The following is a 16,857-nucleotide window of genomic DNA, read 5'->3' as shown; positions in this document are numbered from 1 at the left end:
ATGATCCACCAGGCCCAGTAGTCATTGTGCTCCTGCCAGGCTTTGCCCTATTGTCCCCACTGCGCCTCTTGTATGAGCCCCAGGGCGCTGCGCTGCACATCGGTGAGCCAGAGTTTGTTCATGCTCGCGGGGTTGGGGACCCAAAACAAGTGCTCGTTGAGGGTGTTTTTCAAGGTCAGGTGTTGCTGGCTAAGTTGCTGATAATTGACTTTGAGTTTGCCAAGCTCACTCAAATATTGGTCATAACTCTGCATCAGCTGCGTTAGCAGCGCTTGTTGTGAGCGCAGTAGCTTAATTTGTCCCTCGTTGTAGAGGTTGGTTTGCTCTAACTCTTGTTCGTTAAGTGCTTGTTGTTGCTCGAGGTGGTACCTATCGAGGCGAGCATCGGCGATCAGAGTTTGTAGCTTCTCATGGTTTGGCGGCTTAGGCAGAGATTGCAACATCTGCAAAAAACGCTCGCCAAAGGCGGAGTTCATTTTGACCCAAGTGATTTGCTCTTGGATATTCGCCAGCTGTTTGGCCTGGGATTGATATTGCAGCTCGGCCTGCTCTTGCTGCTCAACCACGTTGTTGATTTGCAAGGTTAAGGTTTGCAGTTTTTGGCCGTAAATCTGGTTAGTGTCGGCAATATTGCGGGTCACTGGATCCACGACCTTGGCGGTATCGACTAAATTCTTCGCCAAGGTTGCATCGGTTTGTTGCTGACGCTGTTTATTCATCGCCTTATTGATGGTTTCAATAAAGGCTTCCTGTTGGCTCAGTTGCTGACGGACCAACTGTAACTGTAGCTGGGTGAGTTCAATGCGTTTTTGGCTGCTGGCAAGCTCGGCCTCATTGGTGGCGAGGCTTTGCTCGAAGAAAACCCGTTGGGTTTGCTGTAACTCGCCGGCAGGCGTGTCCAGTGGGGCTAATTCGGTTTTCTTATTTTGCAGCACATTCTGCCTAGCGTTGGCGATGACGGAGGGCAGCAGATTGTGGCGTTGTAACAGTTCGCTGACTTGATTACCTAAAGCGGTTTCGCTCTCTTTTAATTCCGACAGTCGTAAATAAGCCATCGAGGCTTGCTGGTTGAGATCCGTGGCTTTATCCAGCTTTAAGGGCTTAGCGGCCTCTTTTAAGCCGTGGTCGATGACCTTTTTGTTTTCTTCAAAATCGAGCTGCGCCTGCTGAAAACTGTTCGCATTCGCTGCCAGTCTGTCGATGTTGTTTTTAAGTTCAACAATTTGATCGTCAATGTTAATATTTTGTTGCTGATTTTGGTTGTTTAGGCCAAGGCGCTTGTCCAATTGCAGTGGCGAATTGGCATGGAGAGAAAAAGACAAAAAAGCAATAACGAACAATAAAATACGTGGCATATAAGCAAAAGCAATTAGGGGCGAAAGACGCACTCATCTTAGCCAACTTAGGCCAAGATTGGTATGTTTCAAGCGTTCTTTTTTCGCCGTTGTGACTGGTGCGATTGATGGGTTTCGAAGATGGCGGTGGCGACTATGATGGTTCCGCCTATCAGAGTATTGAGATTCAACGCTTCGCCTAAGATCACTAATGCTAACATGGCTCCGTAGAAGGGTTGTAGGCAGGAGACTAACCCCACGGTTTTAGCGCTTAATTGGCGTAATGCCGAGGTGAATAAGGCATGGGGCGCGGCGGTAAACACCACTCCGAGCAGTACTATCAAGCCCCAAGTCTCGAGGGAGATAGTCCGTAACTCGGTTTGATGCCAAGGCATAAGAAACACTGCCGCCACTAAGGTCTGATAAAACATGGCGTGGGGGCCGCTATATTGGGAAAAATAGCGTTTTTGCAGCAGGTTGCGGGCGGTAAATAACATCGCCGAGACAATTCCGACCGCAATCCCTAGGGTTGTATCGTTGCCAAGATTGGCTTCGGGGATCAATAGCACCACGCCTATCAGCACTAAAACACCGCTGATAATATCCATCAGCTTGATTTTATTGCCTGTTAATAACGGCTCGGCAATGACAGTCATCACCGGATAGGTGAAGAAGGCAATCATGCCGATGGCGACCGATGAGAGTTGCATCGCGGCAAAGTAGGTGACCCAGTGTAAGCTGACTATCACACCTAAGCCGATAGCAACCAGATAATCCTGTTTGCTAGCAAGGCTTATGTATCTACCACGGAATTTGATGAGTAATGCCAACACCAAGGCTGCAACCACACATCGTAAGAAGGTGATATCGAGTGCGCTTAAGGGGATTAACTTTGAAAACAAAGCTGTGCCGCCAAACATCAGCACAGCTAAGTGTAATTCGATTAATCCCGAAGGTTTAGCAGTCTGGCTCAATTGGGTCGCCGTAATTAGTCGGCTGACGCCTGATTTTTCAGATTTGCAAAGGCTTGACCCATACGCGTTATGGCTTCGGGTTCAACGCCTTCGGCGAAGGTATCGATAGCATCTTTGGCAAACAGCATGACGACGGTACTGCCAAGCTTGAAGCGGCCCATTTCTTCGCCTTTATCTAAGGTAATGGCGTCTGGACCTACGGTTGGGTATTCCCATGTGAAGACTTGCTTACCCGTTGGCGGCGTAATAGTGCCCGCCCACACGGTTTCGATGCTGGCCACAATGGTTGCACCCACTAATACCATAGCTAGCGGGCCAAGCTCGGTTTCAAAAATCGCTACGACACGTTCGTTGCGAGCAAACAGGCCTGGTACATGGCGCGCCGTTAAGGGGTTAACGGAAAACAACTCACCCGGTACATAGGTCATCTTCGACAGTGTGCCCTTTATCGGCATATGGATGCGGTGATAATCCTTGGGAGCCAGATAAATGGTCGCAAAATCCCCACCTTCGAAGCGTTTGGCATCTTCGGCTTGGTCGCCCAGCAGGGTGAGTGAAGAATAGTGATGGCCTTTAGCTTGGAAAATACGCCCATCCTTGATGGGGCCGAGCTGGCTGACGGCGCCATCCACTGGGTGTACCATGATGTTGGCCGCAGTATTAATTGGGCGAATACCAGGCTTAAGTGCACGGGTAAAAAAGTCGTTGAAGCTTTTATAAGCTTCGGGTTCGCTCTGAGCCGCTTCGCTCATATCGATTTTATATTGTTTGATAAACCATTTAATCGCGGCAGTCGTTAATGCGCCAGCTTCGGAAGCGGCAAGTTTACCGACTAAGCGAGATAACAGGTGCTTTGGCAGCATGTACTGCAGCGCAATTTTAACTTTATCCAATTTATGTTCCTTTCCTTTATGTTGCTCAACTTAGGTTGAGACTTGTTTTACGTTAATTTTATGCGAAACGATGGCGTTAGTTATTCATCGCTTTGGGCACGAAAATGCCGTGCATGGCGCTGCTCATCTAGGCTTGCGATAATACGATGGTAGTTATTAAAGCGATCTTCGCTAATTTTACCCGCATCGACAGCGGCTTTTAAGGCACAGCCCGGATCATCGCCATGCTTACAATCGCGGAATTTGCAGCCACCTAAAAAGTCTCTAAATTCGATAAAACACCAACCGACACGTTGGGCGGGTAAGTGCCAGAGGGCAAATTCGCGCACGCCGGGGGAATCGATTAAATCACCACCGCTGGGTAAATGCAGCAACTTAGCCGTGGTGGTCGTGTGTTGACCCAGCCCCGAGTTGTCGGAGACATCGCCCACCAGTAACTCGGCTTCGGGCAGTAAGGCGTTGACCAGTGAAGATTTACCTACACCGGATTGGCCGGCAAATACGCTCACTTTATCTTTCAGCAGGGCTTTAATGGTATCTAAGCCTTCTCCTAATTTACTGCTGACCTTATACACGGGATAACCGATGGCTTCGTAGCGCTTTAAGGCGGCTTCGATGGCGGGGGCTTCTTCTGGCGTTAACAGATCAATTTTATTCAAAATGATGATCGGTGGAATATCCGTGTCTTCGGCCGCCACTAAGTAGCGGTCGATAATCTGGGTGGTAAAGCTAGGCAATACCGAAGACACAATCAAAATTTGGTCGATATTCGAGGCGATAATTTTCACGCCATCGTATAAGTCGGGACGCGAGAGGGAAGAGCGTCTTGGGTGTACCGCTTCAACAATGCCGGCAATACCACTGTTGGCTTGGGTTTCAATGGCGAGGCGTACAATCACTTTATCGCCAGTAACTAAGCTCTTAATGGTGCGGCGAATATTGCAGCGCACGATTTGGCCATCTTCGGTTTCAATATCGGCATGTTGGCCAAAGCGGGAGATCACGGTTCCGCTCTGTTCTGGGCCGAGTGAGCTATCCTGTAACTCAGGCGCATTTTTATCACCATTGTCACGATTGAGGCGTTTCTCGTGATTGGCGCGCATACGGCGTAATTGGCCTTGGCTTAGGGGTTTCTTTTTACTCACTGATTTGTCTTCGTCAATTAGATGATTTTTTGTGTCTGAAAAAAGCAGTATGATACACGCTCTTGAATAAAAAAGCCTGAATTTAGGCTAACTGACATGATAAGGCTGAATTATGGCGGCGGACGCGAATAATCTCATTTGGATCGATCTCGAAATGACAGGGTTAGAACCCGATGTCGATAGAGTCATTGAAATTGCTACCTTAGTAACAGACCAAGAACTCAATATTATCGGTCAGGGGCCTGTGATTGCTATTCATCAATCGGATGATGTGCTGGCGGCCATGGATGATTGGAACCAAAAACACCACGGTGAATCGGGTCTGATAGATAGAGTGCGTGCTAGCCAAGTGAATGAAGCACAAGCGGTTGCACAAACCATCACATTTTTAGAGCAATATGTGCCTAAGGGCGCTTCACCTATGTGCGGTAACAGCGTGGGTCAGGACCGTCGCTTCTTAAATCGTTATATGCGTGAACTGGAGGACTACTTCCATTACCGCAATCTCGACGTGAGCACGGTAAAAGAGTTAGTGAAGCGTTGGAGCCCAGAAACCATGGCGGGTTTCAAAAAGCAAAATACTCACCAAGCGCTGCAAGATATCCAAGAGTCGATCGCGGAATTACAGTATTACCGCAGCAAAGTATTTAAAATTTGACCGATCAGCAGATAAATCTGCAAGAAGGGGTTGCAGCCGCATAAATTTTTCATATAATGCGGCCTCAACTTTTTGATGCGGACACGAAGTGCTGCTCATATAAGTGATTTAGTGATTGCGACATTAGCTCAGTTGATAAAGGTTAGGAGACGATACCTTTGTGAATGTTGAAGGCAAATGTGACTGCGATACAAAAGGCGACATTAGCTCAGTTGGTAGAGCGATACCTTGCCAAGGTATAGGTCATCGGTTCGAACCCGATATGTCGCTCCAATTTCAGACGGCTACAGTCTTAAAATGTAAATGCGACATTAGCTCAGTTGGTAGAGCGATACCTTGCCAAGGTATAGGTCATCGGTTCGAACCCGATATGTCGCTCCAATTCCTCTTAAACGCCCTATAAAATTTTCTCTATTTCCAACTGAAATATCGTTATTTTGCATTTCTGCGTGTTTAGCATGTCTGTTCCATCCTTGGTTATTCCAAGCTCTTTATGAGTTCACTTTAATTACCTCAGCTTATGAGTTTTTGTTTTTACAGTCTTTTCGCGCTAATGCGGCTGAGTGTGGGTAGAGTTTGCCTGCTTAGTGGGTGTTTTCTATTTTGTAAAAAATAAAACAGCAAGGTTAATGCGTGATCTGCGCCTTGTTTCTTCAAGATTTCCTAAATTAGATGGCGTTGCGAAAGTTAAATTATGACCTTGTTCAAATATTCGCAACGCTTTTACTTACATAATGAATCCAGACAAAGTTAATAGCGCCAAGTAGTTGGCTTAACACTGGAGTGCATTATATGCGTATTCAACAATTGCGTGATTTACTTGAGTATGTGGCGAACTGCCGCTTAGATATGGCGCAACTCTATGGCCGACTGAACAATCAGGCCGATTCTGCCCGCGTGAAGATGATGCTGGAATATTTTGAGTCTCATCAAAAACATGTGGCTGAAAAATTGCGTGATTATATGGATGAGGCGCCGGTTAGAGTATTAGATACTTGGTATAAAGACTTTGTATTTGAAGACTTTACTAAGCGCTGCCAAGACACTATGTTGCCCGCCAACATGACCGAAGACGATGTGCTGAATCTGCACCTCGATTTAGAAAATCGACTGATTGGCTTATTAGAGAAAACAGTTAACTCAACCACAGCCGAAGATGCCCGCACCGCACTAGAGGGCCTGATTCGGGTAGAGAAAACTCAGCAGCAACGCCTAGTGCATAGCACAATTCGGATGGACGATATCTAATTCGATTCTGAATGACCTTTCAAAGCCAGCGCAATGCTGGCTTTGTTGTCTTTGCCGGATGAGTATTATTCACTTTGGACGCTTTTTGCATGGCAACTGATTTACGTCATAATTTTTCGGGGCGATTTTTGCTATTTTCTTGATCTCATTGGTTGATTTGACCGTGTAATGCTTGGTTCTCACCAATAACAGGGTGTGTTAGGTGAGCAGTCCTTTTGGTTGTTTGTCGCGCAGGAGATCCTCTATGGCACAAGATTTATCGAGTTTACCCACGGCGCTTTATACGCAGCATCAGGTGAAAGCAGCCGAATTGCTCGCTGTTTCAGAGGGCGAAACTACATTATATTAATTAGTTGAACGTGCTGGTCGTGCGGCGTTTGACTGTTTTACTCAGCAAATAGGGCAGCACCCTCAGCTTGAGGGAATGCCCTTACTTGTGCTGGCGGGGAGTGGCAATAATGGCGCCGATGCCTTAGTTTGCGCGCGTCTGGCCTTGGAAGCGGGATATCAGGTCAAGGTTTACTTGCTCAAGACTCAAGGCACAGCAGAATTCGAGCAAGCACTTTCAGCCTATCTTAACCAAGGCGGCGCAATTGATTCCCCTAATATCGAAGCGATACAGCAGGCGTCGATCATTATCGATGGTTTACTGGGCACGGGAGTTAAGGGCGCCGTGCGTGAGGATATTGCTGCACTGATCCATGCGGTCAATCAGAGTGACGCTTGGGTGCTGAGTTTAGATCTTCCCTCGGGGATCGTTGCCGATACTGGCGTTGTCGCTCAAGCCGCAGTAATGGCGGATGTGACTCTATGTTTTAGCGGGCTAAAACAGGGTCTTGTAACCAGTAAGGCAAGGCATCACTGCGGATATTTAGCCTTTGTCGATCTGGGATTAACGCCTTTTTTCGATGCAGAGAGTGCAACCCGCGTCGGCGGTGAAATTTTAAAAAGCTATTTTGCCGCAAGAGCACGGGACAGCCACAAAGGGCAATCGGGTAAAGTCACGCTGATTGGTGGTGACTTTGGCATGGCAGGGGCCATTCGCCTCGCCAGTGAAGCCTGTTTACGTGCGGGCGCTGGATTGGTGACTGTGATCAGCAGGCCTGAGCATCAACTCACGGTCAACGTATCGCGCCCAGAATTGATGTTTTGGGGCTGTGAACTGGTCGATATGGAAGTCTACCTGCGCCTGGGTTGGGCGCAGGTGGTGGTACTCGGCCCGGGTTTAGGTAAACACGATTGGGGTTATAACCTGTTTAAAGCTGCGGGGTTAAGTGACAGGCCATGTGTGCTCGATGCCGATGCTCTGAATCTGCTCAGTCAAGAACCGCGTAGGCAAACCAACTGGGTACTCACGCCTCATCCCGGGGAAGCTGCGCGGCTGTTAGGATGCAGTGTGGCCGATATTGAGCAAGATAGATTCGCTGCCGTGCGTGCCCTGCAGCAAAAATATGGTGGTGTGGTGCTACTAAAAGGCGCGGGCACTATCATTTTTGATGGAAAACAGATGGTGGTGGCGCCCGTGGGGAATCCTGGGCTTGCGAGTGGTGGGTGCGGCGATGTGTTATCTGGTATTATAGGCGCACTTATGGCTCAAGGAATGGATAACATGCAGGCAACCGTTGTTGGGGTTGTCGTTCATGGCTGCGCGGCGGATCTGGCTGCAGTGCAGGGTGAACGAGGCATGTTAGCCAGCGATTTGATGCCTTTTATTCGCCAATTAGTAAATAGTGATTTACTCTAGGCGCTGTAAAACTTAAGCGCAGGGGATCCCGCGCTTAAGTTGCCTCCTCCATCAATAACAGCAGTGATATAAGCGGAAATGACAGAGTTAACCTTTCAATTAAATAACGAAGACGAGACTATTGCGGTTGGGCAAAAATTGGCCCGCCATATTCAAGCGCCTTTGACTCTGTATTTGACGGGGGATTTAGGGGCGGGTAAAACCACTCTGAGTCGCGGGTTAATCCAAGGATTGGGGCATAAGGGAGCGGTAAAGAGTCCGACCTACACTTTAGTTGAACCTTATGAGCTAGACGGTGTCGAAGTTTATCATTTTGATTTGTATCGTTTAAACGATCCTGAAGAACTCGAGTTCATGGGGATCCGTGATTACTTTACCGATAGCAGTCTGTGCATTGTGGAATGGCCCGATAAAGGTCATGGACTCTTGCCCGATGCCGATATTCACCTGCATTTAAATTATGTTAACCAAGGACGTGAAATCCAAATTCGAGCCTTAACAGAATCAGGTAAAAAGCTATTAGCCGCAATAAAATAAAAACAAAGATGACTAAAAATAAGCATTACTTTCAAACTATTACTATTTTTTTGTGCGCTTTTTTTGCTGTAGCAGCCCACGCGGCTAACCAGCTTGAGGGCGTGCGTATTTGGGCTGCCCCCGAGTCCACCCGTGTGGTGTTCGATTTGAGCGAAGCGCCTAATTACACTTATTTTTCCCTCGATGGACCCAATCGTTTAGTGGTCGACCTTAAAAAGGCGTCGACAAAACTGAGCCTGAAAAATATCGATAACAACAGCAAATTGGTTAAGGGGGTTCGCGTCAGCAAATCACCAACTAAAGGTGATTTTCGTTTGGTGATCGATCTGGTTAAGCCATTAAATGCTAACCTATTTTCCCTACCTGTGACGGCGCTCTATGGCAATCGTCTGGTGGTGGATCTCGAGGATAAAACCTTAACCACGGCGACAGCAGTGGTGAGTTCAACTCCCGTTAAAACGGTTACTCAATCGGCGCAATCCTCCCGTGATATTGTGGTCGCGATTGATGCGGGCCACGGTGGTGATGACCCTGGTTCTATTGGCCCTTCAGGTGTTTACGAGAAAAAAGTCGCGCTAGAGATTGCAAAACGGGTTGCCAGTAAAATCAACGACACACCTGGTATGCGTGCCGTGATGATCCGTACTGGCGATTACTTTGTGAATTTGAACAAGCGCTCCGAGCTAGCCCGTAACAGTAAGGCCGATTTACTGATTTCTATCCACGCGGATGCCTTTACCTCACCCCATCCAAAGGGCGCGTCTGTGTGGGTATTGTCGATGCGCCGCGCTAACAGTGAAATTGGTCGTTGGTTAGAGCAAAAAGAGAAACACTCAGAGCTCTTGGGTGGTGCAGGGGAAATTATCCAAAATACCGATAATGAACAATACCTTGCAATGACTTTGCTCGATATGTCCATGAACAGTTCCATGGCCATTGGTCACTCTGTTGCTGGGGATATTCTCAAGGATCTCGGATCAGTGACTGAGCTGCATAAGAGCCGACCTGAGTCTGCTAGCCTTGCGGTATTAAAATCCCCCGATATTCCATCGATTTTAGTGGAGACAGGGTTTATCTCGAATCCGAAGGAAGAACGGTTACTTAATAGCAGTCGCCATCAGGAAAGTATCGCAACCGCTATCTATAAGGGCGTTAGCCGTTATTTCCACAATAACCCGCCGGCGGATACACTATTAGCGAAGCGTAATAGCGGTGGCTCAGTGGCTAGAGCGAGTACTAAATCCTCCTCGGGAAATATTAAGCACAAGGTGAGCCGCGGAGAGTCGCTTTCGGCGATTGCTCAGCGTTATCAAGTCCCTATGGCCAGCATTAAACGGGCCAATGGCATGAAGACGGATGTGGTGCAACTCGGCCAAACACTTGTTATTCCTGAGAGTTAATAGGATGAAGTCTATGGGGATCCAGATCCTTCCACCGCAATTAGCGAACCAAATCGCCGCCGGTGAAGTGGTCGAACGGCCCGCTTCTGTGGTGAAGGAACTCGTCGAGAACAGCCTAGATGCTGGGGCGACGCGTATCGATATCGAAATCGATAAGGGTGGCAGTAAGCTGATTAAGATCCGCGACAATGGTTCGGGGATCCCAAAGGATGAGCTGGCCCTAGCCTTGTCGCGCCATGCCACCTCGAAATTGCACTCCCTTGACGACCTTGAAGCCATCCTCAGCTTTGGTTTTCGTGGTGAGGCGCTGGCGAGTATCAGCTCTGTGTCCCGCTTAACTTTGACCTCGCGCACGGGCGAGCAGACTGAAGCTTGGCAGGCTTACGCCGAAGGCGTCGATATGGCGGTCAAGGTGATGCCAGCTGCGCATCCTGTTGGCTCGACCATTGAAGTTGTCGACCTATTTTTTAATACGCCCGCCCGTAGGCGCTTTCTAAAAAGCGATAAAACCGAATTTACCCATATCGATGAATGGTTAAAACGCATTGCATTAGTGCGCGGGGATATTCACTTTACACTGACTCACAATGGCAAAACCGTACGCAACTATCGTCCGGCGATGAATGAGCCGCAATATTTGCAGCGACTGACTCAGGTTGCTGGACGCCAATTTGCCGATGAGGCGTTGCGAGTCGAATGCCAACACGATGACCTACGTCTAAGTGGCTATTTACAGTCGCCTTGGTCAACTGTGTTAACCGACACCCATTACTTTTATGTCAATGGCCGCTTAGTGCGCGATCGTTTAGTTAATCATGCGGTGCGCCAAGCATTTGCCCAGAAAGCCGAGGTGGAACAGCCTGGTTATGTGTTGATGCTGGATATCGATCCCCATCAGGTGGATGTGAACGTGCATCCGGCGAAACACGAAGTGCGTTTTCATCAGAGCCGTTATGTGCATGATTATATTCTACAGGCATTGCAATCGGCGCTCGAAGAGGCAGGTGAACTAGGTTTTGAGCATTCTTCTGAGCCGAGTTCGCCCCAGGTAGATGATGTTTCTGTTACAGAACCAAAATCTGAACATACAGCCTTCGAGCTGCAATCTCCTAGAACGAGAGCTAACTTAGCTTGTACAGATACTTCTCAACTTGATACTTATAGAGAGAGTCGAGTCGATACGCCTGTTGGCGAGCCGCGTTATCATGACATAGCCACCGCGCGTGCCGGCACTAGGATGCAGAGCAATGCCTACGGCAGTATGGCGGTACCTAGGGAGTCGCGCAGTGGTTCGGCAGGGGGAAGTCGAGCACGAGCCGAGCTTCCTTCTAAGACGGCTATTGAAAGTTACGGCGCATTATTGCAGACGCCATCCTACAATGTGCAGGACAATGCGTATCACGCTGTTATAGCTATGCCCTCCATACTCAATGGTCAATATTGGGTGTTAGCGGAAGGGCAAGATTTACGCCTCTTAGCGATTAAATCTGTGGCATTAGCGACGCGCAGTCATGAGATAGAAACAAAGCTGGCAACAGGGTTGGTTGGTCAGCCATTATTGATGCCGGTGTCGGTTGCTGCCGATACGGATTGGCCTGCTTTACTCGAGGAACATGAGACACTTATCCGGCAATTAGGATTAGAACTAACAATTCGCTATCAACAGTTGATAATTAAAAAAGTGCCCCCATATCTCAGAGACAGCCAGTTAGCGAAGGTGATCCCCGAGTGGTTACAATCGTTACGCTTCGAAGCGCCTGCACCCAATGCATTGGCCGTGTGGCTGGCAGAGCAGAGTTTAACTGGATTTACTTCGGCTGCGGATATTTGGACGGCCTATTGTCAGTTAACTGAAGAGAAAAGACAGCAAATTGCCAATAAAGCAGTATCCTTACCTTGGCAATCGTGGCTAGAAGAGCAAGCAATTGAATAAAGAATTACAGCCAAAAGTGGTTTTTTTGATGGGACCAACGGCGTCCGGAAAAACCGCTTTAGCACTCGAATTAGCCGAAAAGCATAATTGCGAGATTATCTCGGTTGATTCAGCATTGATCTATCGTGGCATGGACATTGGCAGTGCTAAGCCCTCTGCCGAGGAGTTGGCGCGGGGTCCACATCGACTGATCGACATCCGCGATCCAGCAGAGAGCTACTCAGCCGCCGATTTTAGAGCCGATGCGCTGCGCGAGATTGAACAGATTATTAGCATGGGAAAGACCCCCGTATTAGTGGGCGGCACCATGATGTACTTTAAGGCGCTTTTAGAAGGATTATCGCCGCTACCGAGTGCCGATGAGGCGATTCGGGCCGATATTCAAGCGGAAGCGGACGCAAACGGATGGGAAGCACTGCACGAGCAATTAAGGGAGATAGATCCCGTATCGGCAGAAAGAATTCATCCTAATGATCCACAAAGGCTTTCAAGAGCGATAGAAGTATATAGAATAAGCGGTAAGAGTCTGACCGAGTTAACTCAAACCAAGTCGGCTCCTTTACCCTACGATGTGGTGCAATTTGCCATTGCTCCCCGTGAGCGCAAAGTGCTGCATGAGTTAATCGGGCAGCGTTTTCGGATAATGTTAGAGCAAGGTTTTATTGATGAAGTCGCCCAGCTGAAAGCGAGAGGTGACCTACATTTAGATTTACCCTCAATGCGTTGCGTGGGATATCGACAATGTTGGCAGTATCTCGATGGTGAATTTGACTATGATACTATGGTCGAAAAAGCCGTTGCCGCTACTAGGCAATTAGCTAAGCGTCAATTAACATGGTTGCGTAGTTGGCCAGAGTTGAATTGGCTTGAAAGTGGTGCTGAGGGGAATTTAGTTACACTTATGCGTCAATGCCGCTAGCTTATTAGCCCTTGCTGTATAATACTAAAACTAAACAAAAAACTTCACTGATAACGATTTATTTTTATATAAATTAAAAAGGAAATAATAAAATGGCTAAGGGGCAATCTTTACAAGACCCATTTTTGAACGCACTACGCCGCGAGCGCGTTCCTGTATCAATTTACTTGGTAAACGGCATTAAACTCCAAGGACAGGTAGAGTCGTTTGATCAGTTTGTCATTCTGTTGAAAAACACAGTGAGCCAAATGGTTTACAAACACGCTATTTCTACCGTTGTTCCTGCTCGCCCATTTAACGTTGCTGGCCATCAAAATGCCCAGGGCGGTTATGGCGCGCAAGATGATATGCCTAGTGGCGAATAAGTTTTACTTGAGGAGTTTGCTTCTTGTTTGATCGTTATGAGGCGGGAGAAACAGCGGTTCTTGTCCATATCGACTTTTCCGATGAGGAACGCCGGGAAGACTTAGTCGAGTTACAGCTATTAGTTGAGTCAGCTGGAGCACGCTCTGTCGGGGTCATTACTGGAAGTCGACGCTCACCAGACCGTAAGTTTTTTATTGGTTCTGGTAAAGCCGAGGAGTTAGCTGCATTAGTGGCTGCGACCGAGGCCAATGTGGTTATTTTCAATCACGCCTTGAGTCCTGCTCAAGAGCGGAACCTTGAACAGGTGTGTCAGTGCCGAGTATTGGATCGAACCACGCTGATCTTGGATATTTTCGCTCAACGTGCTCGGACCCATGAAGGTAAGTTACAGGTGGAGCTAGCGCAATTGCGCCACATGTCGACGCGTCTTGTGCGTGGTTGGACTCACCTTGAGCGCCAAAAAGGCGGTATCGGTTTACGTGGCCCGGGAGAAACCCAGCTCGAAACCGATAGACGTTTGCTCAGGGGCCGCATTAAAAATATCAATAAACGCCTAGAGCGTGTTGATAAACAACGTGAGCAGAGTCGTCGCGCCCGTAAGCGTAGCGACATGCCAACAGTCTCATTAGTGGGTTATACCAACGCGGGCAAGTCAACGCTGTTTAATGCCTTAACCTCATCTGATGTTTATGCAGCCGACCAGCTATTTGCCACACTCGATCCCACATTGAGAAAGTTAGATCTACCCGATGGTGCAGTGATCTTAGCGGACACTGTAGGTTTTATTCGCCATTTACCACACGATCTGGTTGCCGCTTTTAAGGCAACATTGCAAGAAACGCGACAAGCGGATTTATTGCTGCATATTGTTGATTGTGCCGATGAAAACATGGCGGATAACTTCGAACAGGTACAAAACGTGCTCGAAGATATCGATGCTGCCGAGGTGATGCAGTTGGTTGTTTGTAATAAAATCGACCTGCTTGAGGATGTCACGCCGCGGATCGAATATGATGAACACAGTATGCCCGTACGTGTCTGGGTTTCGGCACAAAAGCGTTTGGGATTTGATCTACTCTTGAAGGCGATCACCGAATTAATCGGTGAAGTGATTCATGAGCTTACACTTAAGATTCCGGCAACTGCTGGACATTATCTTGGCCAGTTTTATCGACTGGATGCGATACAGCAGAAAGAGTACGACGATCTGGGGAACTGTATTTTGTCTGTTCGTTTATCGGACGCCGATTGGCGCCGATTAGCTAAACAGAGTCAGGGTGAGTTAGAAACCTTTATCTTCGATGCGTCGATAGAAAAGGCTGTTTGTTTATAATCTAATTTATTTCATCCACTTATGGAGTGCTAAATGGCTTGGAACGAGCCCGGTAACAAGGGTAATGATCCTTGGGGAAATAAAGGTGGTAACGACAAAGGACCACCGGACCTTGATGAGGTTTTTCGTAATCTTTCAAAACGCTTTGGCGGCAAAGGCAATGGCTCATCAGGCCAGAACTTTAGTTCGTTCAGCTTAATCATCATTCTTGCCATCGCTTTTGTTGTTTGGGGACTCTCGGGTTTTTACACCATTAAAGAAGCGGAGCGTGGTGTAGCCCTGCGTTTTGGTCAGCATATTGGTGAAGTGGGCCCAGGTCTGCATTGGAAAGCCACCTTTATCGACCAGGTTTACCCCGTTGATGTGCAATCTGTCCGCTCCATTCCTGCCTCTGGCAGCATGTTGACTTCAGATGAAAACGTTGTGAAGGTCGAGTTGGATGTGCAGTACCGCATTTTAGATGCGTACTCTTATTTGTTCAGTGCTGTTGATGCCAATGCCAGCTTACGTGAGGCCACAGACAGTGCGCTGCGTTATGTCATCGGTCACAACAAGATGGACGATATTCTGACCACGGGTCGTGATGCCATTCGTCGCGATACTTGGAAAGAGTTAGAGCGCATTATTGAGCCGTACAAATTAGGCTTAGCGATTGTTGACGTTAACTTTTTGCCAGCACGTCCGCCTGAAGAAGTGAAAGATGCTTTCGATGATGCGATTGCTGCTCAAGAAGACGAACAACGCTTTATTCGTGAAGCGGAAGCTTATGCCCGTGAAGTTGAACCTAAAGCGCGCGGTGAAGTCGAGCGTATGGCACAACAAGCGAATGCCTATAAAGAACGCGAAGTTCTTGAGGCTCGCGGTAAAGTGGCTCGTTTCGAGTTGTTGTTACCTGAGTACCAAGCGGCCCCTGAAGTGACCCGTAAGCGTTTGTATCTTGATGCAATGCAGCAGGTGATGACAGATACCAATAAAGTACTGATCGACACAAAGAACAATAACAACTTAATGTATCTTCCCTTAGACAAGTTAATGAAAGAGAAGCCTGTGACTATGCCAGAGGCTGAGAATAAGTCTCAGCAGAATGTCAATTCTTCATCTATGCCAACGACTCGCATTGGCGAGCCTTTGAGTGGACGTCCGTCTCGCGAGGACCGTGCTCGCCAAGGGAGGGAGTAATTCATGGGGAGATTAAGTATTGTTCTGATTGCCATAGTATTAGGCATAGTTCTGTCATCTGTGATGGTGGTTAACGAAGGTGAGCGCGCGATTGTGGCGCGTTTCGGTGAAATCGTTAAAGACAACGTCGATGGCAAACAAGTGACCCGCGTTTTCGGTCCTGGCTTGCACTTTAAAGTGCCAGTGATCGATAAGGTGAAGTTACTCGATGCACGTATTCAAACCTTAGACGGCGCAGCAGATCGTTTCGTGACCTCTGAGAAAAAAGATTTGATGGTCGACTCCTATGTAAAGTGGCGTATTTTCGATTTCGAAAAATACTACCTCTCTACTAATGGCGGGATTAAATCAAATGCTGAAACCTTACTACAACGTAAGATTAACAACGATTTACGTACCGAATTTGGTCGTCGCACTATCAAGGAAATAGTTTCCGGTAAACGTGATGAGCTGCAAAATGATGCGCTAGAAAACGCCTCTGAAAGCGCTAAAGACTTAGGTATTGAAGTCGTTGACGTGCGTGTTAAGCAAATCAACCTACCTGCAAACGTGAGTAACAGTATTTACCAACGTATGCGTGCCGAACGTCAAGCGGTTGCTAAAGAGCATAGGGCACAGGGTAAAGAGCAATCGGAAATCATTCGTGCAACGATTGATGCCAATGTGACCGTGAAGATTGCCGAAGCTGAACGTAAAGCCTTAACCATTCGCGGTGAAGGTGATGCATTAGCTGCGAAGATTTATTCTGATGCTTACAGTAAAGATCCTGAGTTCTTCAGCTTTTTACGTAGCTTAGATGCTTACCGTGCGAGCTTCTCTGGCAAGTCTGATGTGATGGTGCTAGAGCCTGATAGCGAGTTCTTCAAGTATATGAAGAGCACTTCACCTAAGAAGTAAACAGCAAGTATTGCATTGAAATGGGCCCTGATAACAGGGCCCATTTTTTTACCTACGTGAAAATACCAAGTGGCAAAATGAGAGCTGAATTTATATTAGCAATGCATGGATTATGCCGACCTCACAGTCGGTTTGCTCAAAAACAGATCAAAACGATTAAAATCGCTTAATAGTTGTACTTTTTTTGTCCGTTTTTTAAAAAACACGCAATCTCCCTAACTTAGTTGAGTGTTTTCACTATGATCTGCTTCTAATTTTTAGCTATAATGAGCCCCGCTTCAAACTTCGATTTTTGCC

General features: G+C 47.6%; 13 protein-coding genes, 2 tRNA genes and 2 pseudogenes. 13 read left to right on the top strand and 4 right to left on the bottom strand.

What is annotated here, in order from left to right:
• Nucleotides 1-50 precede the first annotated feature (50 nt).
• The 4 genes and pseudogenes from ACK5NH_RS18810 to rsgA all read right to left on the bottom strand — a co-directional run.
• Nucleotides 51-1,355: pseudogene (locus ACK5NH_RS18810) on the bottom strand (mechanosensitive ion channel protein MscS); the annotation flags it as partial.
• 68 nt (nt 1,356-1,423) lie between these two features.
• Nucleotides 1,424-2,308, bottom strand: coding sequence for a DMT family transporter (locus ACK5NH_RS18805; RefSeq protein ID WP_416922537.1), 885 nt, complete (start codon nt 2,306-2,308; stop codon nt 1,424-1,426).
• Nucleotides 2,309-2,322: 14 nt separating this feature from the next.
• Nucleotides 2,323-3,201 carry an archaetidylserine decarboxylase gene (gene asd / locus ACK5NH_RS18800; RefSeq protein ID WP_416922535.1) on the bottom strand — a complete coding sequence of 293 codons (879 nt, stop codon included), beginning with the start codon at nt 3,199-3,201 and terminating at the stop codon, nt 2,323-2,325.
• Nucleotides 3,202-3,281: 80 nt separating this feature from the next.
• Entirely contained in the window at nt 3,282-4,346 is a 1,065-nt protein-coding gene (gene rsgA / locus ACK5NH_RS18795) for a small ribosomal subunit biogenesis GTPase RsgA (protein WP_011715783.1), read from the bottom strand.
• A 112-nt stretch (nt 4,347-4,458) separates the two neighbouring features.
• Between rsgA and orn the strand changes: the two genes are divergently transcribed.
• The 13 genes and pseudogenes from orn (at nt 4,459) to hflC (ending at nt 16,560) form a co-directional block, all read left to right on the top strand.
• Nucleotides 4,459-5,004, top strand: coding sequence for an oligoribonuclease (gene orn / locus ACK5NH_RS18790; protein ID WP_416922533.1), 546 nt, complete (start codon nt 4,459-4,461; stop codon nt 5,002-5,004).
• A gap of 197 nt (nt 5,005-5,201) precedes the next feature.
• Nucleotides 5,202-5,277: transfer RNA gene (locus ACK5NH_RS18785), tRNA-Gly, on the top strand.
• Nucleotides 5,278-5,309: 32 nt separating this feature from the next.
• Nucleotides 5,310-5,385: transfer RNA gene (locus tag ACK5NH_RS18780), tRNA-Gly, on the top strand.
• Nucleotides 5,386-5,796: 411 nt separating this feature from the next.
• Nucleotides 5,797-6,252, top strand: a complete 456-nt coding sequence (locus ACK5NH_RS18775) for a hypothetical protein (protein WP_011621393.1) — start codon at nt 5,797-5,799, stop codon at nt 6,250-6,252.
• A 244-nt stretch (nt 6,253-6,496) separates the two neighbouring features.
• Nucleotides 6,497-7,996: pseudogene (locus tag ACK5NH_RS18770) on the top strand (NAD(P)H-hydrate dehydratase).
• Between the two features lie 78 nt (nt 7,997-8,074).
• Entirely contained in the window at nt 8,075-8,533 is a 459-nt protein-coding gene (gene tsaE / locus ACK5NH_RS18765) for a tRNA (adenosine(37)-N6)-threonylcarbamoyltransferase complex ATPase subunit type 1 TsaE (protein ID WP_011621395.1), read from the top strand.
• A gap of 8 nt (nt 8,534-8,541) precedes the next feature.
• Nucleotides 8,542-9,933 (top strand): N-acetylmuramoyl-L-alanine amidase, encoded by a 1,392-nt coding sequence (locus tag ACK5NH_RS18760; RefSeq protein WP_416922530.1) that lies wholly within the window; start codon nt 8,542-8,544, stop codon nt 9,931-9,933.
• A gap of 13 nt (nt 9,934-9,946) precedes the next feature.
• Nucleotides 9,947-11,866: a DNA mismatch repair endonuclease MutL gene (mutL, locus tag ACK5NH_RS18755; RefSeq protein ID WP_416922528.1), complete on the top strand. Its 1,920-nt coding sequence runs from the start codon at nt 9,947-9,949 to the stop codon at nt 11,864-11,866.
• Nucleotides 11,859-12,785 (top strand): tRNA (adenosine(37)-N6)-dimethylallyltransferase MiaA, encoded by a 927-nt coding sequence (gene miaA / locus ACK5NH_RS18750; protein ID WP_041408683.1) that lies wholly within the window; start codon nt 11,859-11,861, stop codon nt 12,783-12,785. Before mutL ends, miaA begins: the two co-directional genes overlap by 8 nt.
• 92 nt (nt 12,786-12,877) lie before the next feature.
• Nucleotides 12,878-13,150, top strand: coding sequence for an RNA chaperone Hfq (gene hfq / locus ACK5NH_RS18745; protein WP_011070934.1), 273 nt, complete (start codon nt 12,878-12,880; stop codon nt 13,148-13,150).
• Between the two features lie 23 nt (nt 13,151-13,173).
• Nucleotides 13,174-14,484 carry a ribosome rescue GTPase HflX gene (hflX, locus tag ACK5NH_RS18740; protein WP_416922524.1) on the top strand — a complete coding sequence of 437 codons (1,311 nt, stop codon included), beginning with the start codon at nt 13,174-13,176 and terminating at the stop codon, nt 14,482-14,484.
• A 33-nt stretch (nt 14,485-14,517) separates the two neighbouring features.
• Nucleotides 14,518-15,663 carry an FtsH protease activity modulator HflK gene (hflK, locus tag ACK5NH_RS18735; RefSeq protein WP_416922522.1) on the top strand — a complete coding sequence of 382 codons (1,146 nt, stop codon included), beginning with the start codon at nt 14,518-14,520 and terminating at the stop codon, nt 15,661-15,663.
• 3 nt (nt 15,664-15,666) lie between these two features.
• Nucleotides 15,667-16,560: a protease modulator HflC gene (hflC, locus tag ACK5NH_RS18730; protein WP_416922521.1), complete on the top strand. Its 894-nt coding sequence runs from the start codon at nt 15,667-15,669 to the stop codon at nt 16,558-16,560.
• Nucleotides 16,561-16,857: the final 297 nt, after the last annotated feature.

The sequence above is a fragment of the Shewanella sp. genome (assembly GCF_047975355.1).
Lineage (GTDB): Bacteria > Pseudomonadota > Gammaproteobacteria > Enterobacterales > Shewanellaceae > Shewanella.
This window is presented reverse-complemented; position numbering and strand designations above follow the sequence as displayed.

What these genes read in the sequence shown, in the direction of transcription:
- hflC (WP_416922521.1), top strand. Translation starts at nt 15,667, where the DNA reads ATGGGGAGATTAAGTATTGTTCTGATTGCCATAGTATTAGGCATAGTT.
- hflK (WP_416922522.1), top strand. Translation starts at nt 14,518, where the DNA reads ATGGCTTGGAACGAGCCCGGTAACAAGGGTAATGATCCTTGGGGAAAT.
- mutL (WP_416922528.1), top strand. Translation starts at nt 9,947, where the DNA reads ATGGGGATCCAGATCCTTCCACCGCAATTAGCGAACCAAATCGCCGCC.
- orn (WP_416922533.1), top strand. Translation starts at nt 4,459, where the DNA reads ATGGCGGCGGACGCGAATAATCTCATTTGGATCGATCTCGAAATGACA.
- ACK5NH_RS18775 (WP_011621393.1), top strand. Translation starts at nt 5,797, where the DNA reads ATGCGTATTCAACAATTGCGTGATTTACTTGAGTATGTGGCGAACTGC.
- hfq (WP_011070934.1), top strand. Translation starts at nt 12,878, where the DNA reads ATGGCTAAGGGGCAATCTTTACAAGACCCATTTTTGAACGCACTACGC.
- ACK5NH_RS18760 (WP_416922530.1), top strand. Translation starts at nt 8,542, where the DNA reads ATGACTAAAAATAAGCATTACTTTCAAACTATTACTATTTTTTTGTGC.
- tsaE (WP_011621395.1), top strand. Translation starts at nt 8,075, where the DNA reads ATGACAGAGTTAACCTTTCAATTAAATAACGAAGACGAGACTATTGCG.